The 26,857-nt window shown below is 71.2% G+C and carries 18 protein-coding genes; 11 read left to right on the top strand and 7 right to left on the bottom strand.

Translation table 11 applies throughout. The features are described 5' to 3' along the window. Nucleotides 1–8: 8 nt before the first annotated feature. Nucleotides 9–1,958: a CheR family methyltransferase gene (locus ABZ906_RS01830; RefSeq protein WP_361376184.1), complete on the bottom strand. Its 1,950-nt coding sequence runs from the start codon at nt 1,956–1,958 to the stop codon at nt 9–11. Between the two features lie 104 nt (nt 1,959–2,062). Then, nucleotides 2,063–2,662, bottom strand: coding sequence for a chemotaxis protein CheB (locus ABZ906_RS01835; RefSeq protein WP_361376187.1), 600 nt, complete (start codon nt 2,660–2,662; stop codon nt 2,063–2,065). 159 nt (nt 2,663–2,821) lie between these two features. On the opposite strand from ABZ906_RS01835, the gene ABZ906_RS01840 reads away from it, so the two are divergent. Next, nucleotides 2,822–5,368, top strand: a complete 2,547-nt coding sequence (locus ABZ906_RS01840; RefSeq protein ID WP_361376190.1) for a polysaccharide lyase family 8 super-sandwich domain-containing protein — start codon at nt 2,822–2,824, stop codon at nt 5,366–5,368. Between the two features lie 27 nt (nt 5,369–5,395). On the opposite strand, the gene ABZ906_RS01845 is transcribed toward ABZ906_RS01840, so the two are convergent. The 3 genes from ABZ906_RS01845 to ABZ906_RS01855 form a co-directional block, all read right to left on the bottom strand. After that, nucleotides 5,396–5,590, bottom strand: a complete 195-nt coding sequence (locus ABZ906_RS01845) for a ferredoxin (protein WP_361200771.1) — start codon at nt 5,588–5,590, stop codon at nt 5,396–5,398. Nucleotides 5,591–5,599: 9 nt separating this feature from the next. Beyond that, nucleotides 5,600–6,856: a cytochrome P450 gene (locus tag ABZ906_RS01850; protein WP_361376193.1), complete on the bottom strand. Its 1,257-nt coding sequence runs from the start codon at nt 6,854–6,856 to the stop codon at nt 5,600–5,602. Nucleotides 6,857–6,950: 94 nt separating this feature from the next. Continuing rightward, the gene (locus ABZ906_RS01855; RefSeq protein WP_361376196.1) at nt 6,951–7,979 is read right to left on the bottom strand and encodes an AraC family transcriptional regulator; all 1,029 of its coding nucleotides are present in this window, start codon (nt 7,977–7,979) and stop codon (nt 6,951–6,953) included. A gap of 69 nt (nt 7,980–8,048) precedes the next feature. Between ABZ906_RS01855 and ABZ906_RS01860 the strand changes: the two genes are divergently transcribed. The 7 genes from ABZ906_RS01860 (at nt 8,049) to ABZ906_RS01890 (ending at nt 18,019) form a co-directional block, all read left to right on the top strand. After that, entirely contained in the window at nt 8,049–9,623 is a 1,575-nt protein-coding gene (locus ABZ906_RS01860; RefSeq protein ID WP_361376197.1) for an NAD(P)/FAD-dependent oxidoreductase, read from the top strand. A gap of 85 nt (nt 9,624–9,708) precedes the next feature. Beyond that, nucleotides 9,709–10,047, top strand: a complete 339-nt coding sequence (locus tag ABZ906_RS01865) for a CATRA system-associated protein (RefSeq protein ID WP_361200779.1) — start codon at nt 9,709–9,711, stop codon at nt 10,045–10,047. 43 nt (nt 10,048–10,090) lie between these two features. Further along, a complete protein-coding gene (locus ABZ906_RS01870) occupies nt 10,091–11,623 on the top strand; it encodes a CATRA conflict system CASPASE/TPR repeat-associated protein (protein WP_361200781.1) in 1,533 nt (510 codons plus the stop codon). A 24-nt stretch (nt 11,624–11,647) separates the two neighbouring features. After that, nucleotides 11,648–14,374: a CHAT domain-containing protein gene (locus ABZ906_RS01875; protein WP_361376199.1), complete on the top strand. Its 2,727-nt coding sequence runs from the start codon at nt 11,648–11,650 to the stop codon at nt 14,372–14,374. A gap of 61 nt (nt 14,375–14,435) precedes the next feature. Further along, nucleotides 14,436–15,191: an NUDIX hydrolase gene (locus tag ABZ906_RS01880; RefSeq protein WP_361200785.1), complete on the top strand. Its 756-nt coding sequence runs from the start codon at nt 14,436–14,438 to the stop codon at nt 15,189–15,191. A gap of 247 nt (nt 15,192–15,438) precedes the next feature. Then, the gene (gene rsgA / locus ABZ906_RS01885; RefSeq protein ID WP_361200787.1) at nt 15,439–16,557 is read left to right on the top strand and encodes a ribosome small subunit-dependent GTPase A; all 1,119 of its coding nucleotides are present in this window, start codon (nt 15,439–15,441) and stop codon (nt 16,555–16,557) included. Nucleotides 16,558–16,663: 106 nt separating this feature from the next. Continuing rightward, the gene (locus ABZ906_RS01890; RefSeq protein WP_361376202.1) at nt 16,664–18,019 is read left to right on the top strand and encodes an AlkA N-terminal domain-containing protein; all 1,356 of its coding nucleotides are present in this window, start codon (nt 16,664–16,666) and stop codon (nt 18,017–18,019) included. 152 nt (nt 18,020–18,171) lie between these two features. On the opposite strand, the gene ABZ906_RS01895 is transcribed toward ABZ906_RS01890, so the two are convergent. Then, nucleotides 18,172–18,540, bottom strand: a complete 369-nt coding sequence (locus tag ABZ906_RS01895; protein ID WP_361200789.1) for a PPOX class F420-dependent oxidoreductase — start codon at nt 18,538–18,540, stop codon at nt 18,172–18,174. 143 nt (nt 18,541–18,683) lie between these two features. Here ABZ906_RS01895 and ABZ906_RS01900 point away from each other — a divergent pair, with 143 nt between their 5' ends. Further along, nucleotides 18,684–19,166 carry a DUF456 domain-containing protein gene (locus ABZ906_RS01900; RefSeq protein ID WP_361376205.1) on the top strand — a complete coding sequence of 161 codons (483 nt, stop codon included), beginning with the start codon at nt 18,684–18,686 and terminating at the stop codon, nt 19,164–19,166. Between the two features lie 601 nt (nt 19,167–19,767). Here the strand turns inward: ABZ906_RS01900 and ABZ906_RS01905 are convergent. Continuing rightward, nucleotides 19,768–20,751 carry a helix-turn-helix transcriptional regulator gene (locus ABZ906_RS01905; RefSeq protein WP_361376208.1) on the bottom strand — a complete coding sequence of 328 codons (984 nt, stop codon included), beginning with the start codon at nt 20,749–20,751 and terminating at the stop codon, nt 19,768–19,770. A gap of 255 nt (nt 20,752–21,006) precedes the next feature. Here ABZ906_RS01905 and ABZ906_RS01910 point away from each other — a divergent pair, with 255 nt between their 5' ends. Both ABZ906_RS01910 and ABZ906_RS01915 read left to right on the top strand, forming a co-directional pair. Further along, nucleotides 21,007–24,762 (top strand): S8 family serine peptidase, encoded by a 3,756-nt coding sequence (locus tag ABZ906_RS01910; protein ID WP_361376211.1) that lies wholly within the window; start codon nt 21,007–21,009, stop codon nt 24,760–24,762. Nucleotides 24,763–24,893: 131 nt separating this feature from the next. Further along, nucleotides 24,894–26,801 carry a protein phosphatase 2C domain-containing protein gene (locus tag ABZ906_RS01915; protein WP_361376214.1) on the top strand — a complete coding sequence of 636 codons (1,908 nt, stop codon included), beginning with the start codon at nt 24,894–24,896 and terminating at the stop codon, nt 26,799–26,801. The last annotated feature ends 56 nt before the right edge of the window (nt 26,802–26,857 follow it).

Raw genomic sequence — 26,857 nt, forward strand, 5'->3', positions numbered from 1 at the left:
CCACCAGCCTACGACTTGTCGGGTCCGCTGCCGCCGGTGTCGGCGACATCTTCCATCAGGAGGACGACTCCTCCGTTGTGTCCGTCGAACGGCGAGCAGATCACCGAGCAGTCGATGTTGCGCCCGATGCGGTTCACCGCGGGGATGACCACCGGGCCCGACCGCTTGCCCGACGCGACGCACTGCTGGATGACGTCGCGCAGGCGGTCCGTGGGCAGCCCGAAGTCGAGGGCGAAGAAGTGCTCGTCGAGCACCTCGTCCGGCCGCAGGCCCCACAGGTCGACGGCGCCCTTGTTCCAGTTCTTGGCGCGCATGTCCGCGGAGAGCACCACCACGCCCGCCGCGATGCTGCTCACCACACCTTCGAGGAAGGCGTGCGCCTCGTCCAGGTCCGTGGTGCGAAGACGCATCTCGTCGTTCATCGTCTCGAGCTCTTCGTTGCCGGACTGGAGCTCTTCGTTGGTGGTCTCCAGTTCCTCGTTCGTGGACTGGAGTTCCTCGTTCGTCGTCTCCAGCTCCTCGATGCTCGACTGGAGCTCTTCGTTGGTGGTCTCCAGCTCCTCGTTGGTCGACTGGAGTTCCTCGTATGCCGTCTCCAGGTCCTCACGGACCCGCTTGACCTCGGCCTTGAGGCGTGTGGCCTGCGTGACGTCCGAGAACGTGACGTTGATGGCGACCGGCAGGCCCGGGCCGCCGGGACCGCCCAGAATCGGCTGGATGTCGATGTCGAAGTACTGCAGGTCGTTGCCCATCCGGCGCTCCGCACCGCGGACGTGCATCGGCCGGCGTTCGTAGATGGCCTGGTCGATGAGGGAGCGGAGCTCGGTGGGCCGGTAGGAGATCTCCAGGTCCTGGAAGGGCCGCCCCACGTCGTTGGGCGTCAGACCGAACTGGGTCCGCGCGCCCTGGTTGACCAGAATGACGACTCCGTTGCCGTCCAGGGCGATGCTCGCACCCGGCATCGAGTCCAGGATCAGATCACGCAGCTGCCCCGCCTGCGAGGCGTGATGCCTCTCGGAGGCAGTGCCGGTCCTGGTCTTCAGCGGGGTCGTCGCGGGATACGGCGGCGCGCTGCCGCCGGGACGGCGGCGGAAGACCCGCTGGCGGATACTGATCGCCTCGAAGCGCTCGGTGTCGTTCAGGAGCATCTCGGCCTTGCCGAGGAAGAGATAACCGCCCTCGCGCAGGGCGAAGTGGAAGCGGTCGAGGATCTGCGTCTGCGCCTCGACGTTGAAGTACATCAGCGTGTTGCGGCAGACCAGCAGGTCGAGGCGGGAGATCGGGGCGTCACGGGTGATGTCATGACGGCCGAAGATGACGCGGCGGCGCAGATCCGTCCGGAAGGCGTACTGCGTGCCGTTGCGCTCGAAGTACTTGTCGCGCATCTCCCTGGACAGCGGTTCCAGGGCCTTCGCGGGGTACTGCCCCGAGCGCGCGTCGCGCAGCGCTTCCTCGTCGACGTCGGTGGCGTAGATCTTGACGCGGTTCAGGCATTCTTCGATGCCGAGCGCCTCGGCGAGCATCATGGCCAGCGAGTACGCCTCCTCGCCGCTGGAGCAGCCCGCGCTCCAGACCCGGATCTCCGACGTCGGGCCCACGGTCTCGATCAGCTCGGGCACCACCTCGCGCCTGAGCAGGCCCCAGGCGTCGGGATCGCGGAACACGGAGGTGACGTTGATCAGGATCGTGTTGAACAGGGCACGGAACTCGTCGGCGTCGGTCTCCAGGAGGTCGCGGTAGTCCGCGTAGTCCTCCATGCCGACGTCCCCCATCCGTTTGCGGATGCGACGGCCGAGCGTGGAGCGCTTGTAGCCGGTGAAATCGAATCCGCGGGCATCGCGGATGAACCCGAGGAGATCCTCGAGGCCCTGGTCGAGAAGCGGGCCGGACTGCTTCTCGCGCCCCTGCTCCGGTTCCTGTCCCCGCTCCGTCTGACGCTCCTGCTCTACTTCACTCACCCTTTCCGCTTCACGCACCTGGTCCGTCTCACTCGCCGGTTCCGGATGCCCCTGCGCCCCCGGCTGCGCGCCCTGCTCTGCCCCGGCGCCGGACGACTCACCCATCACTGCCTCTTGTCCTCGACAAGGCCGCGGATGGCCGCGGCGATTTCGTCAATACGGAGTACGAAGTCCACTGCTCCGGTATCCACCGCAGCCGTGGGCATTCCCGCGAACTGCGCGCTCTGCGGATCTTCGGCGATCACGGTGCCGCCGCGCGACTTGACCGCCTCCACGCCCATGGCGCCGTCCATGCCGGTGCCCGTGATCACGCAGGCGATGGCCCGCGGTCCGTACGCTCCTGCCACCGACTCGAAGAGCAGGTCGGCGGAGGGGCGCACGAAGTGCACGAGTTTACTGTTCGACAAGGTGAGTATGCCCTCCGGCCCCACGAGGAGGTGCCGGTCGGGCGGCGCCAGATACACGGTCCCCGGCTCGACGCTCTCCTGGTCCTCGGCCAGCTTCACGGTCAGTGCCGTGCGCCGGGTGAGGACCTCCGCGAGGAGCGTGCGGTGCCGTGGATCGAGATGCTGGACGACGAGCACGGGCACGGGCAGCTCGGGGCTGAGAGCGCCCAGGATCGAGCCGAGACCCTGAATGCCCCCGGCGGACGAGGCGACCGCCACGATGGCGAACGGCCCCGGTACGTGCTCTTCCGACCTCACACCGTCGAGCCTAGTCGCTGCGGGTCCGATCGGTCCTCGGCGCAAGGGGAGCGCACGGTCCCTTGTCGCGGCTCGGGGGCGTCTGCTTGACTCCGCCCGCCACAACGCCAGCACCCCGGAACGAACGCCCGAAGCGCCAACTCACCGGTGGAGGTCGCCATGGACATCACCCGCAGACGTCTGTTGTCGGCCCTGTCGGCCGCCGGTCTCCTGGCGGTGATCCCCGCGCTGCCCGCGAGCGCCGCCGGTGCCGCGGCGGACAGTTCCCGCCTCCTGGCCAACACCGTGGGGATCTTCGCCGGGACCACCGAGTCCAACGCGCGCCCCGAGACGGCCGTCAAGCTCGCCGCGATCGAGAAGACCGCACGGACGAACCTGAAGTCGATGGACGACGCGGGCGAGGGCGAGCTGTTCGCGGGCCTGGCGCTCGGCACGGACGACGCCAACCTCAACACGGCCTTCAAACGTCTCTACGAGATCGCCCTCGCGACCCGCACCCCGGGACCGGCCCCCTCGGACCTCTACGGCGACACCGCCGTGCAGCGCCGCGTGATCGACGGCCTCGGATGGCTGCACGAGCACCACTACGGCGACCAGTCCAAGGGCTACTACGGCAACTGGTTCAACTGGGAGATCGGCATCTCCCAGCACGTCAGCAAGACCCTCGTGCTCCTGGCCGACGAGGTGCGGACGTACGAGCCCGGCCTCGTCGCCACCTACATCACCTCGATGGACGCCTACCTGCGCAACGGCACCGACGGGGACGTGAACCTCGACTCGCGCTTCCACACCGGCGCCAACCTCGCCGACATCACCACCAACCGCATCCTCCAGGGCGCGCTCATCGGCGCGGACGGCGAGGCCCGCATCCGCAAGGCCCTCACCGACCAGCTGACGGTCTTCGTCACCATCGACCCCTACCGCCTGCGGCACGGCGTGACGGACGGCTATTACGCGGACGGCTCGTTCATACAGCACGCCTCCGTCGCGTACACGGGCTCGTACGGAAAAGGCCTGCTCACCAGGGTCGTCCAGACACTCAAGATCCTCGACGGGACGGGCTTCGCGCACGGCGAGGAGCTGGTGCCGACGGTGCGCAGGTGGGTGCGCGACGGCTTCGCGCCGCTCATCTTCGAGGGCTGGATGATGGAGATCGTCAAGGGACGCGCGGTGTCGCGGCCCGACAGCGGCTACACCGACGTCGGGGTCGTCGTCGAGGCCGTCGTGGACCTCTCCTCGCTCTCCGCGGGCGCCGACGCCACCGCCCTCAAGAGCTATGTGAAGCACATCCGGGCGACCTCGCGCGCCGCGCTCAACCCGGCCGGCTTCGTCTCGCCCGTCAGCATCGTGCGCTACACCGACATCATCGGCGACGCCTCCGTCCCGCCCGCCGACCTCAACCCCGCCTCGCGCAGCGTCGCCTTCAACGCCATGGACAAGCACGTCCACCGCAGACCGGGCTACGCCTTCGCGCTCGCACGCAGCTCCGACCGGATCAGCAAGTACGAGTACATGAGCGGCGAGAACCTCATGCCGTGGTTCCAGGGCGACGGCGCCTACTACCTCTACCTCTCGGGCCAGGACCAGACGCAGGCGTTCGGCGTCGACTACTTCACCACCGTCTCGCCGTACGGCCTCGCGGGCGTCACCGCGCCCGTCGAGCAGCGCCGGACGATCCCCGAGCTGTACGGGAAGCCGTACTACGACAATCCCGGCCACCCGCTGCACTTCACCTCGTCGTCCGAGTCGCAGAACAAGTACGTCTACTTCCCGCGCGGCACCAACCGGCACTCCGGCGGCGCGGTCCTCGGCGCGTACGGCGCGGTCGGCGCGGTGCAGTCCAGCGATGCCGCCTACCGCGACCGGGACCTCCTGCCGGAGGACTTCGTGGTCTACCGGGGCGCGACGGCCACGAAGTCGTGGTTCCTGCTCGACGAGGAGATCGTGGTGCTCGCCGCGGGGGTGGGCGACGGGGCGGGGCGTGCCGTGACCACCACGGTCGACGCGCGCACCGCGGCGCCGGACGACCAGGTCTCCGTGACGGGGGAGTCGCGTGACGGCCGCCCGTGGACCGGGGCGGGCACGGGCGACCTGCGGTGGCTGCGCTGGGCCAACGCCACGCGGCAGGCGTCCGTCGGCTACGTCTTCCTGGACACCCCGAAGGTGCGCGTCGCCCTGGACGAGGTCACGCGCAGCCGCCGGGTCGTGCGCACCGCGAACCCGGACACCGCGGTGACGCGCAGGGTTCTCGGGGTGAGCGTGGACCGGGCGGCCGGGGCACGGCCCGTCTCGCTGGCCTACGCGGTGGTGCCGAACGCGGGCGAGGCGGGCCTGCGGGCGTACCGCGCCGGGCGGCCGCTGAAGGTCCTCGCGAACACCGTGCGGTTGCAGGCCGTCGGCCACGAAGGACTGGGCCTGACCGCCGCGAACAGCTTCACTGCGGGACGCCACGAGGCCGCGGGGATACGGATCGACGGCCCCGCGTCGGTACTCGTGCGGCGCGAGCGGCGCGGCCCGGTCACCGTGGCGGTGTCCGATCCGACGATGGACCGCGACCGGGTCACCGTGCTGCTCCGCGGCCGCTCCCTGCGGCAGGTCGAGGCCGACGAGCGGGTGCGCGTGAGCCGGGCCCACGGCGGGACCCGGATCGACGTCGACACCCGCCACGCGTACGGACGGAGCTTCACGGTGACGTTGCGCGGCTAGGACATCCTTCGCGGATATCCCGCCCGGTCAGGTCTCCTCGACGGTGACGGCCTGCACCGGGCAGGCCCGCGCGGCCTCGTGCACCAGGGGGTCGCCGCCGCCGTCCTCGCGGCCGGGGAGCACCTCGCTGAAGCCGTCGTCGTCCTGGGTGAAGACGCTGGGAGCGGTGAGCGCGCACATGCCCGCGCCCACGCACCGCTCCTGTTCCACATGAATAAGCACGCGCAACTCCTACCAGATGACGGGGAGTTCGAGCATCCCCTGGATCGTGTCGCCCGGTTTGAACGGGATCTCCCGCGCGGGCACGGCCAGACGCAGCCCCGGCATCCGCTCGAAAAGCGTCCGCAGGGCGATGTCGATCTCGGCGCGGGCGAGGTTCTGGCCCAGGCACTGATGGATGCCGAACCCGAAGGCCAGGTGATGGCGGTCGGCGCGGTGGAAGTCCAGCCCCTCCGGCGTCTCGTAGGCCGTGGCGTCGCGGTTGATGAGGGAGGTGGAGAACACGACCCCGTCGTCCGCGCGAATGGTGCTGCCCGCGACATCGATGTCCTCCTTCGCCACCCGCAGCAGTCCGTCCGCGATGGACAGGAAGCGCAGCAGCTCCTCGACCGCGGCGGGCATCAGCTCCTGCTCGGCGCGGAGTTCGGCCAGCTGCTCCGGGTGCTGGAGGAGCGTGAACGTACCGAGGGAGATCATGTTCGCCGTGGTCTCGTGGCCCGCGACAAGCAGGATCGTCGCCAGGCTGACCAGTTCCTCGCGGTCGAGCGCACCCTCGGAGAGCTGCCGGTGGATGAGCTCGTCCAGGAGCCCGTCGCCCGGCTCCCGGCGCTTGCGGTCGATCAACGCGTAGAAGTACGCGTCCAGTTCGTCCCGCGCCCGCTCGGTGTCCTCCGCGCGCGGGCCGCGCAGCAGCCGGCGCGACTGCTCCTCGAAGAACTCGTGGTCGGCGTAGGGCACGCCCAGGAGCGCGCAGATCACCATGGACGGAACCGGCAGCGCGAACGACTCGACCAGCTCGGCCGGCGAACCCTTCGCCTCCATGGCGTCCAGGAGCCGGTCCACCGTCTCCTGGATCCGCGGGCGCAGAGCGGCGATCCGCTTGACCGAGAAGCTGGGGATCAGCATGCGGCGCTGGGCGTTGTGCACGGGGTCGTCGACGCCGAGCAGGGCGACCCGGCGGTTGCGCACCTTCGCGAAGCGCTCGGTCGGCGCGGGGAACGCCTCGTTCTCCCGGTCGGTGGACAGGCGCGGGTCGATGAGCAGGTCACGGGCCGTGCCCCGGCCGGTGACCACCCAGACGGAACGTCCGTCGAAGAGCCGGACCCGGGAGAGCGGCCGTGCCTCGCGGAGTGGTTCGTACGCCTTGGGCGGGTGGTAGGGGCAGGTGCGGTCCTGCGGGAAGGCGACTGGTTCGGAGGCGACAGGTTCGGAGGCGACTGGTTCGGAGGCGGCTGCCGAGATCGGGTCGGACGCGACTGATTCCGTCATGGACTTACCTCACAAGCGGAGGGGCTCCCTTTACCTGTTCCATTGGATGCCTGGGGCATCTACTTGGTCCACTCCACAATGAGCCAGATGGAGGCTATTCGGACGACCGAATCTGGCCGGAATCAACTGCTCCACTCCGCACCGCACGCGGCGTCGCCCCCCACCAGCGGCGGCAGCAGCGGTTGAGGGTCGACTGCTCGGAGAGGCCGAGGAGCAGCGCGACCTGGCCCAGGGGCAGATCGGTGCCGGTGAGGTAGCGGCGGGCGGCATCGCGCCGCTCCTCGTCGACGACCTCGGCGAACGTCGTGTCCGCGGCGCGCAGCCGCCGCTGGAGGGTCCGCGGATGGAGGTTCAGGAGGCGGGCGACCGTGCCGATCTCGGGCGGCGATGTGCCGAGCGACCGCCCGACGACGGCGCGGACACCGCTGACGATGTCCGTACGCTCCGCGGGCAGTTGCTCGTCCAGGTACGCGAGCGCGAGCCGCCGCAGATGCGCGTTGCCGCCGCCGAGCGGCCGGTCGGCCAGGCTGAGCGGGACCCGGAGCAGGGCCGCGGGGCGGTCCGCCTTCACGGGTACGCCGAAGAAGTCCTCGTACACGCTCAGCGGGGCGAGCAGCGGATGCGGCAGCTCGACGGACCCCAGGCCGTAGGGCCCGACCAGATAGACGATCGCCCGGTGCATGAACCCCAGGGAGAGGTCGATGCCCTGGGGCGGCGCCTCGACGCCCTCGCGCACGCCGTAGCGCAGGGCGGCGACCCCCGGAGTGCCGTACGGATCGGGCTCCAGGCTCAGGCTCAGCGAGCGCGCGTGCACGAACAGATAGCGCGTGGTGCACTCCATGGCGTCCCCGAGCGTCTCGGAGTTCTGGATGGCAAGCGCGAGGGCGCCGAGCATGCCCAGATCCTGCCGGGCCGCGATACGAAGGCCGAGATCCGGGCAGCCGAGATCGTCCGCGGCGAGCTCCAGTACCGTGGCCATCGCCTCCTCGGGCACCAGGAGGTCGTCCCCGTCCAGGGCGGCCGTGGGGCAGCCCGCCTGCCGGGCGTACGTCTCGGCGTCACCGCCGAGCTCCGCCACCGTGGCGCGGAAACCGCGCAGCCCCGCCGATCTGATCACGGACATGTCGTCCAGGGTCAAAGATCTGTCGTCCCGGGTCAATTCCTGCCGGGTGTGCTTCCGGACACTGGAGGAATGACGCACTCCGCAGACTCCTCCGCAGACCCAAGGACCGCAGGTGCCGCAGGTACGGACGCCCCGGCCGAGCACATCGACGTCGTGATCGTGGGCGCGGGGCTCTCCGGCGTCGGTGCCGCCTACCGGCTGCAGACCGAGTGCCCGGAGCGCTCGTACGCGATCGTCGAGGCGCGGCAGTCCATGGGCGGGACCTGGGACCTCTTCCGCTACCCGGGTGTGCGCTCGGACTCCGACATGTTCACCCTCGGCTATCCCTTCAAGCCCTGGCGCGGCTCGAAGGTGCTCGCCGACGGCCGGTCCATCCTCAGCTACATCAAGGACACGGCCGCGGAGTTCGGCATCGACCGCCGCATCCGGTACGGCACCAAGGTCATCGGCGCCGACTGGTCCACCGCGACGGCACGCTGGACGCTGACCCTCGAACGCACCGACGAGGACGGCAACCGCACCTTGTCCACCGTCACCTGCGACTTCCTCTACTCCTGCGCCGGCTACTACGACTACGACGGCGGCCACGCCCCCGAGTTCGAAGGCGCCGACTCCTTCACCGGCACGGTCGTGCACCCGCAGTTCTGGCCCGCGGACCTGGACCACACGGGCAAGCGCGTGGTCGTCATCGGCAGCGGCGCCACCGCCGTCACCCTGGTGCCCGCGATGGCGAAGAGCGCCGCGCACGTCACCATGCTCCAGCGCAGCCCCACCTGGATCGGCTCGCTGCCCTCGCGCGACCGCCTCGCCGACGGCATCCGCGCCGTACTGCCCGCGAACGCGGCCCACCGGATCGTGCGGACGAAGAACATCCTCTTCGCCATCGGCCTCTACCAGTTCTGCCGGCGCAGCCCCAAGGCCGCCCGGCGGCTGCTCACCGGACTCAACAAGCGCATCGTCAAGGACGACCAGCTGGTCGCCGACCACTTCACCCCCTCGTACGACCCGTGGGACCAGCGGCTGTGCGCGATGCCCGACGCCGACCTGTTCCAGGTCCTCAAGCGGGGCGAGGCCGAGATCGTCACCGACCACATCGACCGCTTCGTCCCCGAGGGCATCCGGCTGAAGTCGGGGCGCGTCATCGAGGCCGACGTGATCGTGACCGCCACCGGGCTGCGACTGCTCGCCTTCGGCGGCATCGCCCCGAGCGTCGACGGCCAGACGGTCGCGCTGAACGAACAGTTCGTGTGGCGCGGCGCGATGATGACGGGCGTCCCGAACTTCGCCGTCTGCATCGGCTACACCAACGCGTCCTGGACGCTGCGCGCCGACCTCACGTCCCGCCTCGTGTGCAAGGTCCTCAACCACATGCGCGACCACGACTACGCGGCGGTGGAACCGCGCCCGACGACCCTCCTGAACGAACGCCCGCTCCTCGACCTCGCCTCGGGCTACGTCCAGCGCTCCATCGACGCCTTCCCCCGCCAGGGCGACCGCGGCCCCTGGAAGGTCCGCCAGAACTACGTCCTCGACGCGGCATCGACGATGCGCACCAACTTGCGCAAGACACTGGCGGCCACTCCGGTGGCGGCGGTGCGGGGGGCCCGGGAGGCCACGACTGAAAGCGCCGTACAGCGGGTTTGACGCCCCATCAGCCGATAGAGTTCTCGCCCAAGGCGGTGCCGGGCAGTGCCCCCGAGCGGTGCGCCGCTAGGCGGGGGAGGGCTTCGTGAATCCACAGAAGATCATCGAGCGTCTCAGAGAGATCGAGGGCTGGCAGCAGCTCACCGCAGAAGAGTGGCGCAGCGTCGATGACGTGCTGGACCGGCTCGGCGTTGTGCTCCCCGAAGGGGACGACAGCAAGATCAGGAGCGCGCTCGCACCGCTGGAGCCCTTGGAGAGGAAAGAAGCCCGACGCGCACGGTCCGAGTTGGGCGCGAAGGGCATAGCCATTCCGCCGCAGCAGCGGGAGAAGCGCAACCACTTGATCGAACGGCTCACCGCGGATCTACGCGGTCCGGGAGACCGAGCCCCGGGCGGCCGCGAGAGCCGGGGCGCGTCGGAATGACCGGCGCCTGCCGAGCCGGAGGTCTGCGAGGCGGGCCAGCGGAATGAGCGGAATCACCAAGCCTGCTCTACTCGTCATGGCCTTCGCACCGGCTGATTCAGAGATCGGCAATCACTCGCGAAGCTATCTCGATTCCCTCTGGCGAGCCTGCCGTTCGCTGGGCATGATCGAGCCGATTCCGGGGGCCCCGGCGCCTGCGGACCACATCGACTTCGGCGCAGCGCACTCGACCGCCTTCGACTTCAAGCTGCTGGCAGCCGCGCGGCGGACGGGAGACGCCTCCCTCTATTCCGCCTTCGCCTTCGCCGAACACGACGTCGTCGGAGTCGTCGCGCTCCTCGCCCCCAATGACACGACGACGGGCCTCACCCAGTGGAGCGACCTCGACGCCGAGTGGAGCGGAGCGGTACAGGCCGTGGGCCTCCCGCCGCGGCCCTGGGGGATGCTCGGCGAGTTCCGTGTGTTCGAGGCCCTTTACGGACGTGGGTTCGGACGGAGAGAGCGCGCGTTGTGCGATCTCGTACACAGACACGCGCCCCGGGCAGGGAGCGAATCCTGGTGGACCGGATTCGACCGCACGGAACAGGGCTTCGACGTATGGCGATCCGTTGACACCGATGGGCCGGAGGAAGGACCCACCGACCTCTACGTCCTCGCACCGGCTCGTCAAGAGGTCGCCCTCGACGAGTGGGCGTGGGCTGTCGAGGGCCGGCACGGACTGATGCCCCTCGCACGCTATCTGCTCCAGCTCTCGAAGATCCGTCACCAGGCGCGGCACTACGAGGCCTCGGGGGCGTCGTACGCGCAGATCGAGGAGAGCGACGAGCGGACCGCGGCGCTCCTGCGGGAGCTGAAGTCCGCAACGCGGCGTCCCGTGCGCCTGGAGCGAGTCCTGAAAGCATCGACGCTGGTCGACGAGGCACAGTTCGGCCCGCAGGGACTGCTGTGGACGATCACCCGGCAGCGCCAGCTGAGCGGCAGCCTGTCGACCGCCGTCGCCAACATGCGCCTCCATACTCCGGGAGTCCGCAGGCGCGGCGCCGGAGTCTCCTGGACCGTCACCGATCTCGCCGAGGCTGAATGGACCATCAAGCAGGTCGAGGAAGACCGGCTTCATCTGGAAGCGGTGCGCGAGCGGGCCGACGGGGTGCGTGCGGCCGTCTCGGTGCTCGTCGAGCGCGAACTTTCGGCACACCGAGGGTGGCTGACGCTCGTTCAGACATCGATTCTGGGGTCGGTCCTCACCGCGCTCGCGGCAGTGCAGGCGATGAGTTACGAGGTGCCGATACGGACGGCCCTCCAGTCCCCGGTCATCGCCGCGGTGGCGGCTCTCGCCCTTGCGCTTCCCCTTGCCATGCTGCGCTGGGCGGGCGTCGCGCCGGCAACGCCCCGGTACAGATGGCTCGACTCGGGCGCCGCGGGATTGCTCGGCGCCGCTCTGGGGTGGCTGGTCGTCACCGCCTGGGGAACCAGTGGAGGAGGGGCGCCGCCTGCCGCCGCTTGGACGCTCTCGGGTGCTTTCGTGGCGGGCCTGAGCACGTTCCTCGCCACACACCGCCTGACTCGACCACGCTAGCTCTCTTGCGAGGAGTTCACTCCCATGCCCCAGGCCGATGGACATCACCCGCAGGACCCGAGCTCCATGATCAGGACCTTCGTCGAGGCACTGGACGTCGAGGACCTGATCATGCGGTTCGAGATCGACTTCGATGCTCCGATGCGGCAGGCGGATGCCACCGGAATGCTGCGCCTGGCCCGGGCACACACGAAGGACCCGGCGGCGGGCCTTCGAGGCATCGCCCGCAGGGTCGGCGCCCACTGGTGCGAGATCGTCCAGGCGGACGTCGCCTACGAGTTACTCTCGGCCCTGCGACTCATCGAGGCATCACAGCCGGACGCCGAAAGGCTGTTGGCGCTGCTGGCCGACACCGCCGCCGATCCGGATGACGTCTTCCCCGCCTACGCCCTCGCCCGCTGGTACGACGGAGCCGGCCGGATCCGTTACCGCCTGGGCAGTTACACCGCCTCCCGCCGTGCCTTCGGAACCGCGGTGCAGGTGGCCGAGAGGGGCCGGCTGTGGTGGGCACTGCCCGACCTGCTGAGCAACTACACCCGCGCCGAGTTCGAGGAACGCGGCCAGGCTGCGCGGGAGAAGGACGCCGAAGAGGGCACACGGGACGTCGACGTGTTCGTCCGCTCCCTGCAGCAGATGCACGACAAGATCCTGGTGCAGGCGCGCGAGCGGGGTGTCGACGTCGAGGCTGTTCCGGACGAGGCAATGCCCCTGAGGCACCGGGAGTTTCTGCGCGGCTACTCCAACAGTCTGCACAACCTCGCCATCGCCCTGCGGCAGGCCGGGGACCGCGAGCGGTCGCTGCGTGTCACCGCGCGCTCCAAGGCCCTGTCCGAGGCGTTGAACGACACGTACCGCACCGCGCAGTCGCTGTTGAACGAGGCGTTCTGCCGTGACCGCCCCGAAGAGCGCTTCGAGGCGCTGCGTGAGTTGGTGCACGGCCGGACGAATTTCGTGGAGCCGGGGTGGGAACGAGGTCGGCGGATCGCCCGCCAGAATCTTGCGCGGCTGGGCGGAGGCCGCGACGGTCTGGCCGACCTGGGGCGGCTTCTGGACGAACTGGAGGACGACGCGGCCGGTGCGGGGCGTCGGGCCGGCCTCGACGTCGACTTCTACGCCTACACCGTGCGCTACTACCGCGAGACGGCTGCCGCCCTTCCCCCGGCCGAGCGTCCGCGAGACGTCCTTGACCGCCGGTTGAAGATGGCGGAGTCGGTGCGGGAAGCGATTGCCCTCCCCGTGTACAAACGCGCCTATGCCAACCACGTTCGGCCTGCGTATCTGCGGGCCATCGGCGCGCAGATGGCACGGGGCGGCCACCGGCAGGAGGACCTGGAGAAAATCGTGTCTCTGGTGGAGGAGTCCTCGGGCCGGGAACTGCTGGACCTGCTCGCGTCCTCCCGCCCCCCGGTGCTCGGCCGCCCCGCCCACCCGCTGCCCATGGCATCGGACGCATCGCCGGCAGAGGGAGCTTTTCCCGACGACCGTCGAATGCCTCTGCGGGCACAGCCTCCTGCCGAGGCTTCGAAGGCGAGGGAGCGGCGTGAACTGCTCGTCGAGCGGGAGCAGCAGTACGAGGACCACTTCCTCCACCACCCGCTGACATCGGCGACACACGACGAGGACATCGCCCATCAGCTGGTGCAGTACACCCTCAACCATCAGGGCTCCTGTGTAGTGCGGTACTTCCGCTTCGGCACATCGGACGTGCCCCTGGACGGCGAGGAGACGCCCGAACCCGACTCCCTGGGCATCATGGTCTGCCGCGACGGGGTGCTGACGCTGCTGCCTTCCGTTCCCTACACGGACGTGGCCGATCTCGCACGCCGGGTCTTCGAGGATCTCGGAGACCGGCAGTTCCCGGTGCCCAGGGAAGAGACCTGCCGCCGCATCTGGAACCTGTTGATCAAGCCGGTGTGGGAGAGCGTCAACCGGGGCGGCCCGCCGACCCATCTCACTCTGATCCCGACCGACGACATCTTCGCGATCCCGCTGCACGTCGCCACCGCACCGGAGGACGACCTGCCGCTCGCAGCCCGGGTCCCGTTGTCGCACTCGGTGAGCGTGGCCGCCTTCGTCACCCGCGGCCGCCATCTGCTCAAGAAGCAGTTGATGGAGGACGACGACGACCTTGCCGCGCTGTTGTCCACCGACGCGCGGGCGACGGGCCGCGAGGTCGTCGACGCCGGCTGGCCCGCAACGCATGTCCATGTGGCGGGCGCGGTCCCCGACGCGCTTGTGGGCCAGGTCGAGAGCGCCTTCGCCGCCGACTGGGACGGACTCGAGCAACTGGTCGCGGTGAAGCCGGAGTTCTTCCTGTACGCCGGACACGGGGTGTACGTGAACGAGCCCGAGGTCTCCGGCCCGTTGATCCACCTGGGAGAGTCGGACATGCTGTCGCAGTTCGACATCGCCCTGCGCGTCAGCCTGCCGAGGAACAAGCTCACCGTGCTCGGGGCCTGTCTGGCCGGGCAGGGCATGGGGTCCGACGGCGGTGACGTCCTCGGGTTCATGCGTTCCCTGATCATCAGCGGGGCCGGTGCCATCGGTGTGCCGCTGTGGTCCGTGCGCGACACGGCGTTGGCGGCGACGGTGAGTGCCTTGCTCCGCGAGAGCAGAGCGGCGCTGGGATCGTCGTCCACCGGCGTCTTCGATGTGGTTCAGGCATTGCACGACCATTATCGGGAGAGCATGGAGACGTACACGTCGGTGGAGGCCCGGGTCGACCGTCTCCCCATCGCTCTGTACCTGTGACCGACGTGCGTTCGTCCTCCGCCACAGCGGCCCCGACGTGGCGCGCAGACAAGGGGGAGCCATGAGCGCGCACGACCGAGCCGCCAGAAAGCAGACCGCACTCACGGACTACGCCGCGCTGCGTGAACGTCGCCCGGAACTCTTCGAGAACCCGTCCGGTGCTGCCTTCGAAATCCTCCTCGACCACGCCGACCAGGAACGGGCATCCGGCGAAGCGTCACGGGCGGCCGTCGCGGCCGGACTGCCCGAGAGCATCGGAGACATCGGCGTCGTCTACCGCGACCCCTACTTCTGTCTGGTGCGTGACGCCGTGCGGTTCGCCAACCGCGCGGACGGCAGGCTGGGAACGTACATCCGCATCGTGCCCGTGTCCGCGTCGGGGGGAGCCGCAGTGCTTCCGGTGCTCGACGACGGACGCGTCGTCCTGCTGCACCACTTCCGCCACGCCGATCGGTCCTGGCACTGGGAGATCCCCCGTGGCTTCGGCGATCCGGGGGAGGACGGTGCCGGCACGGCCGCCCGGGAACTCCAGGAAGAACTGGGCGTCCGTGTCGTGGACTTCACGTATCTCGGCGCTGTCTCTCCCGACACCGGTCTGCGTGCCGGCGTGGATCACCTGTACCTCGCCCGTATCGGGGCGGCGCGGGTGACGGACAGCCCCGCCCCTGGTGCCAGAGCGGAGGGCATCGACGCGTACCAGGCCGTGCCGCAGGAGGAATTCCGCGCCATGGTCGCTGACCGACGGATCTCCGACGCATTCACCCTGTCCGCATATGCGCTTGCCACTGCTCAGGGCTTGCTGGAAGTCGGTCAATAATTGGATGGCGTCACGGCCGGAGTGTCCCTAAGGTTGGCGTTGTTCGAGCGGCAGCCCATGGGGCGGCCGCAGGTGACTTGATCTGGCTCGGTTCGGGAGGTGTGACTGATGGCTGTCGTCGAGATGGGCGCTGCCCGCATCCAGAAGTCCGTTCATTCCACCTCCGTGGCCGCCGGCTGACACCTACCTCTTCTCGCGCACCAGCAGTGTGCGTGGATGCCGGGGCCACCCCTGTGAAGGGTCCCCCTTGTCTTCCTCTGCATTCCCGCAGGCCTTCTCCTCCCCGTCCTCGCACCCCCTCGCGCCCTACGGCTGGGACGCGGACCGGGAAACCGAGTTCACCCCATACGCGGCTCAGGGCCTGCTGCCCGGCCGTGTGCTGCGCGTCGACCGCGGGCAGTGCGACATCGTCACTCCCGAGGGCGTCATCCGCGCCGACACCGAGTTCGTCGTCCCGCGCGACCCCATGAAGGTCGTGTGCACGGGGGACTGGGCCGCCGTCGACCCCGCGGGCGGCGATCCGCGCTACGTGCGTACGCTCCTGCCGCGCCGTACCGCCTTCGTGCGCTCCACCTCCTCCAAGCGGTCCGAGGGGCAGATCCTCGCGGCCAACGTCGACCACGCGATCATCGCGGTCTCGCTCGCCGTCGAGCTCGACCTTGGGCGGATCGAACGCTTCTTGGCCCTGGCCTGGGAGTCCGGGGCCCAGCCGCTCGTCGTCCTCACCAAGGCCGACCTGGTCCCGGACGCCACGGGCCTGTCCTACCTGGTCGAGGACGTGGAGACGTCGTCCCCCGGCGTCCAGGTGCTCCCGGTCAGCGCCACCACCGGTGAAGGCGTCGACGTCCTGTGCGCCGTCGTCTCCGGCGGTACCTCGGTACTGCTCGGCCAGTCCGGAGCGGGCAAGTCGACGCTCGCCAACGCCCTGGTCGGCGAGGACGTCCAGCACGTCAACGCCGCCCGTGACGTGGACGGCAAGGGCCGCCACACCACCACGACCCGCAACCTCCTCGTGCTCCCCGCGGGCGGCGTCCTCATCGATACGCCGGGGCTGCGCGGAGTCGGCCTCTTCGACGCGGAGGCGGGCGTCGGCCAGGTCTTCTCCGAGATCGAGGACCTGGCGGCCGACTGCCGCTTCCACGACTGCGCCCACACCGCCGAACCCGGCTGTGCGGTCCTCGCGGCCGTGGAGGACGGCACACTCCCGGACCGCCGCCTGGAGAGCTACCGCAAGCTGATCCGCGAGAACCAGCGCATCGTCGCCAAGACGGACGCCAGGCTCCGCGCGGACATGCGACGCGAGTGGAAGCTGCGGGGCGCGGAGGGGCGGGCCGCCATGGAGGCCAAGCGGGGGCGGATCCGCTAGCCGGTCCCGTCAGGTTTCTGCCACTGCGGGGGTGCTTCGGCGCCCCCGCAGCGCGGTGTCCGAATTCCGCCAGCCACCGGGGCGGCGACGTCGCACACTGGGACATGTGATCGATGAAGAGACCAGGTACGAGGCGGTTCGCAGCCGCGACGCGCGCTTCGACGGAGAGTTCTTCTTCGCCGTGGAGACCACCGGCATCTACTGCCGGCCCAGCTGCCCCGCCGTCACCCCCAAGCGCCAGAACGTCCGCTACTACACGACGGCGGCAGCCGCCCAGGGCTCCGGATTCCGGGCCTGCCGACGCTGCCGCCCGGACGCCGTGCCGGGGTCCGCGGAGTGGAACGTCCGCGCGGACGTCGTGGGCCGCGCCATGCGCATGATCGGTGACGGTGTCGTCGACCGCGAGGGCGTTCCCGGTCTCGCCGTGCGGCTCGGCTACAGCTCCCGGCAGGTGCAGCGGCAGCTCACCGCCGAGCTGGGCGCCGGGCCCGTCGCTCTCGCGCGGGCCCAGCGTGCCCACACCGCGCGGGTGCTGCTCCAGACCACGGGTCTGCCGATCACGGAGATCGCGTTCGCCGCCGGGTTCGCCAGCGTGCGGCAGTTCAACGACACGATCCGGGCGGTGTACGCCCTGACGCCCACCGCGCTGCGGGGCGCCGCGCCGCGCGGCGGGGGTGCGGGGCGGGCCACTCCGTCGGCGGGGGTGCCGCTGCGGCTCGCCTACCGGGGGGCCTACCAGGCGGGCGCCGTCTTCGACCTGCTCTCCGCGGAGGCCGTGGACGGGGTCGAGCAGGTGAGCGGGGAGCGGGGCGGGCGGACGTACCGGCGTACGCTGCGGCTGCCGTACGGCACCGGGATCGTGGCCGTGGAGGAGCGTGACCACGGGGTCGGCGGGTGGCTGGACGCCCGGCTCCATCTGACCGACCTCCGTGACCTCACGACCGCCGTGCAGCGGCTGCGGCGGCTCTTCGATCTCGACGCGGATCCGCACGCCGTGGACGAGCGGCTCGGCGCCGACCCCCGGCTCGCCCCGCTGGTCGCGGCGCGGCCCGGGCTGCGGTCGCCGGGGGCGGCCGATCCCGATGAGTTCGCGGTGCGGGCGCTGGTGGGGCGGGAGGAAGCTTCTGTGCTGGTGGCGCGGTATGGGAAGGCGCTGGACGCGCCGTGCGGGACGCTGACCCATGTCTTCCCCGAGCCCGGCGCGCTCGCCGGGGAGCCCGGCCCCTTGGGCGAACTGGCGACCGCCCTCGCCGACGGGCGGGTCCGGCTTGACGCGGGGGCGGATCGGGAGGATGCGGGGGAGGGGTTGTCGGGTCTGGCGGGCGTTGACGCGGGGGTCGCGGCGCTGATCCGGATGCGGGCGCTGGGGGATCCGGACGTGGGGTTGCCGGGGATGGATGTGCCTGAGGGGTGGCGGCCTTGGCGGTCGTACGGGGTGCGGCATCTGCTGACGGCGGGGTAGGGGCTTTCAGCCCTCCCGCTCCTCAAGCGCCGGAGGGCTGAAAGACTCAGCCCGTCCGGCGCTTGAGGACGGACTCGGCGAAGCCGGTGATGACGGCACGCGAGGCCCCCGCGCCAGGCGGGTTTTCGGGAAGGGGCGGGGTTGGCGACGAATTACTGCTCAAGCCCCCAGCTATGGATCCGCCGAGGGTGAATCCGGATCAGCTCCTCGCTGAAGTGAGGGCCCAAGTCATGCGGCCCCGTGAGGAGTTCCGCGTCCCCGCGGATGTCGACGCCCCGCACCTTCCACGGCCGCTCGCTCACGATGTCGTCCACGACCAGTGACACCTTCGGGTTCTTCTGGAGATTCCGCCACTTCTTGGTGGTCCCCAGCGCGTACCCCCCGATCAGGATCGTCCCGTCGTCCTGCGGGAAGAACCCGACGGGGTTCGCCTGAGGCTGCCCCGCCGCGTCCACGCTGGCCATCCGCCCCAGCCGCTGGGACTTGAGGTACGCCCGCTCGGCCTCGCTGAATTCGGTCATGGCGCGAGCCTCGCACGCGTCCCGCGTCCACACATCGGATCCTGGTCCTACGACCTGCCCTGGACCGGCCCTGGACCCGCCCGGGACCCCGCGAGGCTGACCCGCGACCTGCGCTTTTGTCCCGTTTCCGGCACCCTTGTCAGATGGGAGCGTGGGAACTCCTGCTGGTCGGAGTGGTGCTACTGCTCGGCATCGGCGGAGTGCTTGTGCCCGGTGTGCCGGGGCCGTGGCTGGTGTGGGCCGCCGTGCTGTGGTGGGCGCTGCAGGACCCGGAGCCGGTGGCCTGGTGGATCCTGGTCGGCGCGTCCGTCGTGCTCCTCGTGGCACAGGGCGTGCGCTGGCTGCTGCCTCCGCGGCGCTTCCGGCAGAGCGGCGCCACGCGACGGACAGCCGTGTACGCCGGGGCCGGCGCCCTGGTCGGGTTCTGCGTGCTGCCGGTCATCGGGTCGCTGCCGGGTTTCATCGGAGGGATCTACCTGGCGGAGCGACTGCGGCTCGGCGGCCACGGGGAGGCGGTGACGGCGACACGAACGGCCATGCGGGCGGGCGGCTGGAGCGTCCTGACGGAACTGTTCGCGTGCCTGCTGATCGCGGGGGCGTGGCTGGGGGCCGTGATCTGGGGCTGAGGGCCGACGGCGCGGGGCTTATGCGGTCCTGCGCCCGTGCGGTCCTGCGCCCGTGCGGACCCCGCAGCTCTGCGGACTCGCGGACTCGCGGCCCCGCGCCCCTGCTGCCCTGCGTCCCTGTGGACCCCGCAACTCTGTGGTCCTGTGGTCCTGTGGCCTGAGGGCCTGTGGTCCTGCGGGCCTGGAACCTGTGGTCCTGCGGACTCGCGGCCCCGCGCCCCTGTGGTCCTGCGGACTCGCGGCCCCGCGCCCCTCCTGCCCCGCGTCCCTGTGGACCCCGTAGCCCTGCGGTCCTGCGGGCCTGGGACTTGTGGTCCTGTGGGCCTGGGTCCCGTGGTCCTGCGGGCCTGGGACCTGTGGTCTCGCGGTCCTGCAGCCCCCGCAGCTTTGCGGGCCTGCGGACCTGCGGACCCCGCGCCCCCACTACCGTTTTCGTAGCCCCGTAGCCCCGTAGCCCCGTAGCCCCGTAGCCCCGTAGCCCCGTAGCCCCGTAGCCCCGTAGCCCCGTAGCCCCGTAGCCCCGTAGCCCCGCGGACCCCGCGGCCCCGCGCCCCCGCGGACCCCGCAGCTCTGCGCCCCCGCAGCCCCCACCCCGCCAGGGCTACCGCGCCACCCAGCCCCGTTCGTACGCATGCCACCCCAGTTGCAGCCGTGTCGTCACGCCCGTCAGTTCCATCAGGCGCTTGACCCGGCGTTGTACCGTCCGCAGGCCCAGGTCGAGCTGTTTGGCCACGCTTGCGTCCGTCAGGCCCGCGAGGAGCAGCGAAAGGATCTCCAGGTCGGCGGCGTCGGGACCGTCGGGGGCGTCCTCGGTGACCGAGCGGCCGCTCTCGCCGAGCCGTAGCGGCAGCGCGTCGCGCCACACCGCCTCGAAGAGCCCGGACAGGGATTCGAGCAGGCCGCTCGCGTGCACCACGAGCGCGGCGGGCTCCGCCCTGCGCGAGGTCAGCGGGACCATCGCGAGCGACCCGTCGGCGATCACCAGCTTCGTCGGGACGCGGTCCACGACCCGCACCTGTTCGTCGCGGCCGATCGCCGTCGACAGTTCCAGGAGGCCGGTGGGGAGCGCGAGCACGGAGCGCTCGACCACCACGCGGTAGCTGACGCCCCGGCCCGCGGCCTGCTCCTCCGCGTTGTTCTCCATGCCGGTGACGGCCACGGGATTGCCGGTGACCAGGGCGCACACCTCGGTGCTCGCGCCCAGCTGGAGCTGGAGGAAGCGCTGGGAGACCGCGCCCGCGCCGGTGACCACCTCGACCAGATCGTGCACCGCGGGCTCGGCGGCCTGCGCGCGGTACTCCTCGGCGAGCAGCTTCGCCGCGAGCTCCGCCTTCTCCAGTTCGTGCCGCTGCTGGGTCAGGAGCGCGCCGAGCGCGACACCCGGCGGGGCCGCCACCCACCGGCCCGCCTTGCCGGACGCCTGGGCCGCGAGTCCCGCCAGCTCCAGGCGGCGCAGCGCGCGTACCGTCTCGGGCTCGCCCAGCGAGAGCCGCCGCGCGAGATCGGGCACGTCGGCGGCGCCCACCGCCACAAGGGCGCGGTACGCCGATTCGTGCGTCTCGTCCAGACCTATCGCAGCCAGCATGCGGCGACGTCCCTCCCCAGGATGCGTTCCGACGGCGCCCTGGCGGAAAACAGCCACGGCGTAAACCCGCCCCCGGACATCATCCCCGCACCCCCCGGCTCTCTGCCAAGGTGACGCCACCGCAGCACCAACGGCAGCCGCGAATACGCCCTTTGGTCGGATTTCGGCTGTGGTTCCGCATGCCCGACAGACCTGTATGCCCGAAAGTCACGTACGCCCGAAAGCCCTGCTTGCCCGACAACCCTGGGGAGAGCGATGCGCCCGATATCGCGTACGGCCTTGGTGGCGGCGTCCGCCGCCGTCCTGGCCGTCACCGCGGCCGTCCCGTCCACGGCCGAGCCGCGCACGCCGGCCGCGGACACGAGTCCGCTGGTGGGAGGTGCCCCGCGGGGCGAGGGGAGCTCCGTCGTCACCCTCGTCACCGGCGACCGCGTCCTCGTGACGAGCGACGGCAAGGACCGCGCGGGCGCGACCGCGCTGCCCGGCGCCGACGGCACGGTGCCGCTCGTCCAGACCAGGCAGTCCGGCAAGGACCTGTACGTCTACCCCGAGGGCGCCGTCCACGCGATCGCCGCGGGCAAGGTCGACGAGGAACTCTTCAATGTCACCGGGCTCGTGCGCCAGGGCTACGACGACGCGCACACCGGGCAGCTTCCGCTGATCGCCGTGTACGACAAGTCCGTCGACGTCGCGCGTACGGTGCCCGCCGCTCCGCGCGGCGCCGAACGCGGACCCGTACTGGAACCCGTCGACGGCGTCGCCCTGAAGGCCGACAAGAAGAAGGCCGCCGACTTCTGGGCAGCCGTCACCGCGCGCAAATCCCGTGCCGCTTCCGACCTCTCGAAGCTGTGGCTGGACGCCAAGGTCGATGCCACCCTGGAACGGTCGACGAAGCAGGTGCACGCCCCCGAGGCCTGGGCCGCGGGCTACGACGGCAAGGGCACCAAGGTCGCCGTCCTCGACACCGGCGCCGACGCCGAGCACCCCGACCTCAAGGGCCGCATCGGCGCGACGAAGAACTTCACGGACTCCCCGGACAAGGAGGACCGCCAGGGCCACGGCACCCACACCACCTCCACCGTCGGCGGCTCCGGCGCGGCGAGCGACGGCAAGAAGAAGGGCTTGGCGCCCGGCACCGAACTGCTGCACGGCAAGGTGCTCAACGACAGCGGCTCCGGCGCCACCTCGTGGATCATCGCGGGCATGCAGTGGGCCGTCGACGAGAAGGCCGACGTCGTCTCCATGAGCCTGGGCAACCCGGCACGGACCGACTGCACGGACCCGATGAGCACGGCGACGGAGGAACTCGCGCGGTCCGCAGAGAACACCCTCTTCGTCCTGGCCGCGGGCAACACCGGCCCGAGCCTCAACTCCGTCTCCTCGCCCGGCTGCGTGCCCGGCGTCCTGACCGTCGGCGCCGTCGACCGCGACGACTCGACGGCCTCCTTCTCCAGCCGGGGGCCCGCGTACGGCTCGCACACCCTCAAGCCGGAGATCGCCGCGCCCGGAGTCGGCATCTCCGCCGCCGCGGCGGGCGGCAGGGGCGTCTACGCCTACCAGTCCATGAGCGGTACGTCGATGGCGACCCCGCATGTCGCGGGAGCCGCCGCCCTGGTCAAGCAGCGCCACCCGGAGTGGAACGCCCAGCAGATCAAGGCGGCCCTCGTGTCGTCGGCGGACAGTGGTATCCCCGGTGACGTGACCGAGACCGGCGGCGGGCGGCTCGACGTGAAGGCGGCCGTCGACCAGAAGGTGCTCGGCTCCCCGGCCGTGCAGGGCGGCAGCTTCGGCTGGCCCCAGGACGACACGGACCGTACGACGGTCGGCGTCCCGTACACCAACACCACCGACAAGACGGTCCGGTTGAAGCTGTCCCTCCAGGGCGTCACCGGCAACGACGGCTCGGCCGTACGGTCGGACATCGCCGGACTCGGCGAACGCTCCGTGAAGGTCCCCGCCGGGGCCACGGTCGAGGTCCCGCTGAAGCTGGACCCCCACGCCGGCCTCCAGCGCGCCCAGTACGGAGACGTGACCGGCCGCGTCCTGGCCACGGCCGACGGGGGTATCGCGGTCTCCACGCCGTTCTCCCTCTACGTGCAGCCGGAGACCGTGAACCTGCGCGTGAAGCTGGTCGACCGGAGCGGAAAGCCCGCCGGCGGTGCCTCGTCCGTCGACCTCATCGGCACCGACGACGCCACCGGCGAGCGGCGCTTCAACGAGGGCGCGAACGACCAGACGTACCAAGTGCGCCCCGGCGCCTACTTCCTGACCGGTTTCATCGCGACCCCGGACGCGGACGGCGGCAGGCTGACCGACTCGCTCACGCACATCGCCCGGCCCCAGGTCGAGGTGAAGAAGGACATGACGGTCACGCTCGACGCCCGCACGGCACACCGCCTCACCGTCAGGACGGGCAAGGAGTCCGAAGTACGCGGCGCCACCCTCGGCTTCGCCCGCACCTGGGGCACCGACAACTGGCTGCACGCGGGCACCGCGGCGGGCCCGCGCAGCATCCGCGGCTTCTACCAGTCCGTTGAGGGGAAGGCCACCGACGGCACCTTCGAGTCCGGCAGCTACTGGCGTGCGGCAGCACCCCTCCTCTCCGAACTGGCCGTGGTGGGCGGTAAGTCCCTGCACCCCATGACCGCGTCCACCGGCTCGGCGAACCTCGACGGCGCGGGCAGGGCGGCTCTCGTGGACGCCGGGTCCGGCACCCCGGACGAGCTGGCGGCCGCCGGGGTCAAGGGCAGGATCGCCCTGGTCGAGGTGGCGGACGGCGGTGGCGCCTCCGCCGTCGCGAGGGCCGCGAAGGACGCGGGCGCGGTGGCCGTCATCGCCCACCGCACGGCGCCGGGCCGCTGGTACCCCTCGGTCGGCCTCAGCGGCTCCCCGCTGCCCGTCCTCGGCATCCAGAAGGCCGAAGCGGCCTCGCTCCTCGCGCAACTCGACGCCGGAAAAGTCGAGTTGAAGTGGAAGGGAACGGCGAAGAGCCCCTACGTCTACAACCTCGCCTTCCCCGAGACCGGCCAGATCCGCGACGACCGCACCTACCGGGTACGCGACAAGGACCTCGCCGCGAACGAGGCCACGTACCGCGCGATGGGCACCGCCACGGACTACGTGGACCTGCCGTCCGCCGTCCGTCCCTCGGGTCTCGAGGTGTACTTCGCCGACATCGAGTCGGTCCCGGCCCCCGGCAAGCGCACCGAGTACTACTCCGCGGGCACGACCGGCTGGGGCCACCAGGTGTCCAGCAGCTTCCCGTTCGGGGAGTTCATGATCGACCCGGTGCGGACGTACGAGAAGGGGGAGCGGCGCGCCGAGAAGTGGTACGAGGGAGTGCTGACCCCCGCCGCGCCGCGTGACGCCGACGGCGGGCTCGCTCTCGCCGGGGAGCGGCAGGGCAATCTGATCGGTGTCGCGCCCGGATTCTGGGGCGACGGCGAACACGCGGGAATCCAGGGCGGGTTCGGCGACATCGGCAGCGTCCGGCTGGAGCGGAACGGCGAGGTCGTCGGCGAGTCCGGCTGGCCGTCCGGCGTGTTCTCCGTGCCTGCGGAGGACTCCGCGTACGAACTCACCCTGAGCACCCGGAAGATCGGCTCGAAGGTCTGGCACCGGTCCACGGAGACGCAGACCACCTGGTCGTTCCGCTCGCACCTCGACGAGGAGGCGTACTCGCAGGGCATCCCGATGCTGTTCCCGCGCTACGACCTGCCCGAGGACGGCATGAAGACCCTGGCCGCGAAGGATGGCGGGCGGATCGGTCTTACGGCGACGGGTCACGCCGGCTACAAGCCCGGCGCGCTCAAGTCGGCGGCCCTGTCCTACTCGTACGACGAGGGCAAGACCTGGACCGAAGCCAAGACGTCCGCCGTCAAGGGGAAGTGGACGGCCACCGTCGACCACGCGGGCGCCTCGGGGAAGCAGGTCTGGCTCAGGACACGACTGACGGATGCGAACGGAAGTTCCGTCACTCAGACCGTGGCCCGCGCCTACGACGTGCGATAAACACAACAGACACCGCCGGGCGGTCCTCCCGTGGGGGGTGGGCCCGCCCGGCGGCCCTTCATCACTCTTCCGGCGGCCGGAATTTCCGGATGCACCGTTTTCGTATGCCGTCTGCGGTGGACAATAGGGGCATGAGCCAGCAGGGGGAGAGGCACGACGGGGCCTCCGGCCAGGAAGACGACTGGTGGGGTCAGCTGTACGACGACTCCGCTCATGACACGGGTCCCGCCGAGGTGGCCGACAGCCTCGACGACAGGTTCGCCTCGGCGGCCGCGGCGGCGGGCGGAAGCGCGGCTGATCCCTCCCTCGCGGGCGGGGACGCGGCTGATCCCTCCCTCGCGGGCGAGGACGCGGATGCTCCTGCCCCCGCGGACGAGGACGCGGAAGGAACCTTCCCGCGCCCCGGCCGCTTCCCCGCCCCGGAGCCCCCGCCGCCGGACCTGCGGGACAGGCGGGGCGTGCCGGACGCCCCCAGGGACCGCACCCCGCGGACGCCGGGCCCCGCCGCTCCGGGGGAGTCGCCGGGTCGCGACGCCGGTGCCGCGCGCAGCGGACCGTCCACGCCGGGCGAGCCACCGCCGCCCCCGGACCTCCGGGACCGGCGGGGCACACCGGACGCCACCGGGGGCCTCACCCCGCGGACGCCGGGCCCCGTCGCTCCGGGGGAGTCGCCGGGTCGCGACGCGGGCGCCGCGCACGGCGAACCCTTCACGCAGGGCGAGCCACCGCCCCCGGACCTCCGGGACGGGCGGGGCACACCGGACGCCACCAGGGACCTCACCCCGCGGACGCCGGATCCCGCCGCGCCCGGCGAGCCACCGCCGCCGCCGTACGAACCCCCGACCGCCGCCCGTGTCCGCCAGGAAACCGCCCCCTGGGAGGCGTCCTCCGCACCCTCGGGGCCCGTCACCTTCCCGGCGGGGCCGCCGTCGAAGGCGCTCGGCGATCCGAGCCGCACCACCGCCGTCCCCGCGCCCCGCTCGCCCGAGGAATCCGCGGTCCCCGACCCCCAGTCACCCGCACCGGCGGAACGGGAGCCGTCCGTGACGGCGGCACCCGTGGACGCCGTCCCGTACGTGGGTGACGGCCCGCCCACCTACGACGCCGAGCCCACCGTCCTGCCCGCCGCCGACCCCGACGACCTCGGCGATCTCGTCGCCGACACCGTGCTCGACGGCGCCCGGTACGGCACCTCCACGCTGCGAGCCGTCTCCGTGCGCGGGGACTCCGCGCGCTACCGGGGCGAGCCGCGCCGGGACTCGCTGCTCACCGCGCGGTTCGGGACGGGCGAGAGCGCTCTCGTCCTGGTGGCGATGGCCACCGGCGCGCGGGCCACCCCGGGAGCCCACCGCGCCGCCGCCGAGGCCTGCGCCTGGATCGGGCGCGCCGTGGGCCGCAGCCATCAGCGGCTGTCCGAGGACATCCGGGCCGCCCGGCGCGGCGACCTCAAGAGCGGCCTGCACCGGCTCACCGACCGCAGCCTCGGCAAGCTCCGCGCGCACGCCGCCGACCTGGGCATCGAGCCCGAGGAGTACGCCGCGTCCCTGCGCTGCCTGCTCCTGCCCGCCGACCCCGAATGCCGCACCCGCGTCTTCTTCGGCGTCGGGAGCGGCGGACTCTTCCGGCTGCGGGACGGCGCCTGGCAGGACATCGAACCGCGCGTCAGCGACACCGCCGGGGACACCGGGCCGCCCGTCGTGGGCTTCGGCTCCGTGCCGCCGCAGACCCCGGAGGGCGACCGGCTCACCATGGACATGGGGATCATCACGCCCCCGAGTCCGTACGAGCCCGCCCCCGAGCCCCCGCCGCGCGAGCCCTTCCGTTTCCGGGCCTCCGTAGCCCGCCCGGGTGATGCCCTGCTGCTCTGCAGCGGAGGCCTCGCCGAGCCCCTGAGCGGCGAGCCCGAGTTCGCCGCCCACCTCACGCAGCGGTGGGCCAAGAGCGGTCCGCCGGGCCTCGTCGGCTTCCTCGCGGACATCCAGGTCAGGGTCAAGGGGTACGCCGACGACCGAACGGCAGCCGCCGTTTGGGAGGCGTGAGCGCCGTCACTGTGACTTCATGGACCCAAGAGAATCAAGGGGACTGAAGGGTTCGT

Origin of the sequence: Streptomyces sp. NPDC046925, from assembly GCF_040644915.1 — a bacterium.
Classification (GTDB): domain Bacteria; phylum Actinomycetota; class Actinomycetes; order Streptomycetales; family Streptomycetaceae; genus Streptomyces.

Bases quoted from the DNA above. Each gene is read 5' to 3' on its own strand.
- ABZ906_RS01840 (WP_361376190.1), top strand. From the start codon at position 2,822: ATGGACATCACCCGCAGACGTCTGTTGTCGGCCCTGTCGGCCGCCGGT.
- ABZ906_RS01850 (WP_361376193.1), bottom strand. From the start codon at position 6,856: ATGACGGAATCAGTCGCGTCCGACCCGATCTCGGCAGCCGCCTCCGAA.
- ABZ906_RS01855 (WP_361376196.1), bottom strand. From the start codon at position 7,979: ATGTCCGTGATCAGATCGGCGGGGCTGCGCGGTTTCCGCGCCACGGTG.
- ABZ906_RS01860 (WP_361376197.1), top strand. From the start codon at position 8,049: ATGACGCACTCCGCAGACTCCTCCGCAGACCCAAGGACCGCAGGTGCC.
- ABZ906_RS01870 (WP_361200781.1), top strand. From the start codon at position 10,091: ATGAGCGGAATCACCAAGCCTGCTCTACTCGTCATGGCCTTCGCACCG.
- ABZ906_RS01875 (WP_361376199.1), top strand. From the start codon at position 11,648: ATGCCCCAGGCCGATGGACATCACCCGCAGGACCCGAGCTCCATGATC.
- ABZ906_RS01880 (WP_361200785.1), top strand. From the start codon at position 14,436: ATGAGCGCGCACGACCGAGCCGCCAGAAAGCAGACCGCACTCACGGAC.
- ABZ906_RS01895 (WP_361200789.1), bottom strand. From the start codon at position 18,540: ATGACCGAATTCAGCGAGGCCGAGCGGGCGTACCTCAAGTCCCAGCGG.
- ABZ906_RS01900 (WP_361376205.1), top strand. From the start codon at position 18,684: ATGGGAGCGTGGGAACTCCTGCTGGTCGGAGTGGTGCTACTGCTCGGC.
- ABZ906_RS01905 (WP_361376208.1), bottom strand. From the start codon at position 20,751: ATGCTGGCTGCGATAGGTCTGGACGAGACGCACGAATCGGCGTACCGC.
- ABZ906_RS01910 (WP_361376211.1), top strand. From the start codon at position 21,007: ATGCGCCCGATATCGCGTACGGCCTTGGTGGCGGCGTCCGCCGCCGTC.
- ABZ906_RS01915 (WP_361376214.1), top strand. From the start codon at position 24,894: ATGAGCCAGCAGGGGGAGAGGCACGACGGGGCCTCCGGCCAGGAAGAC.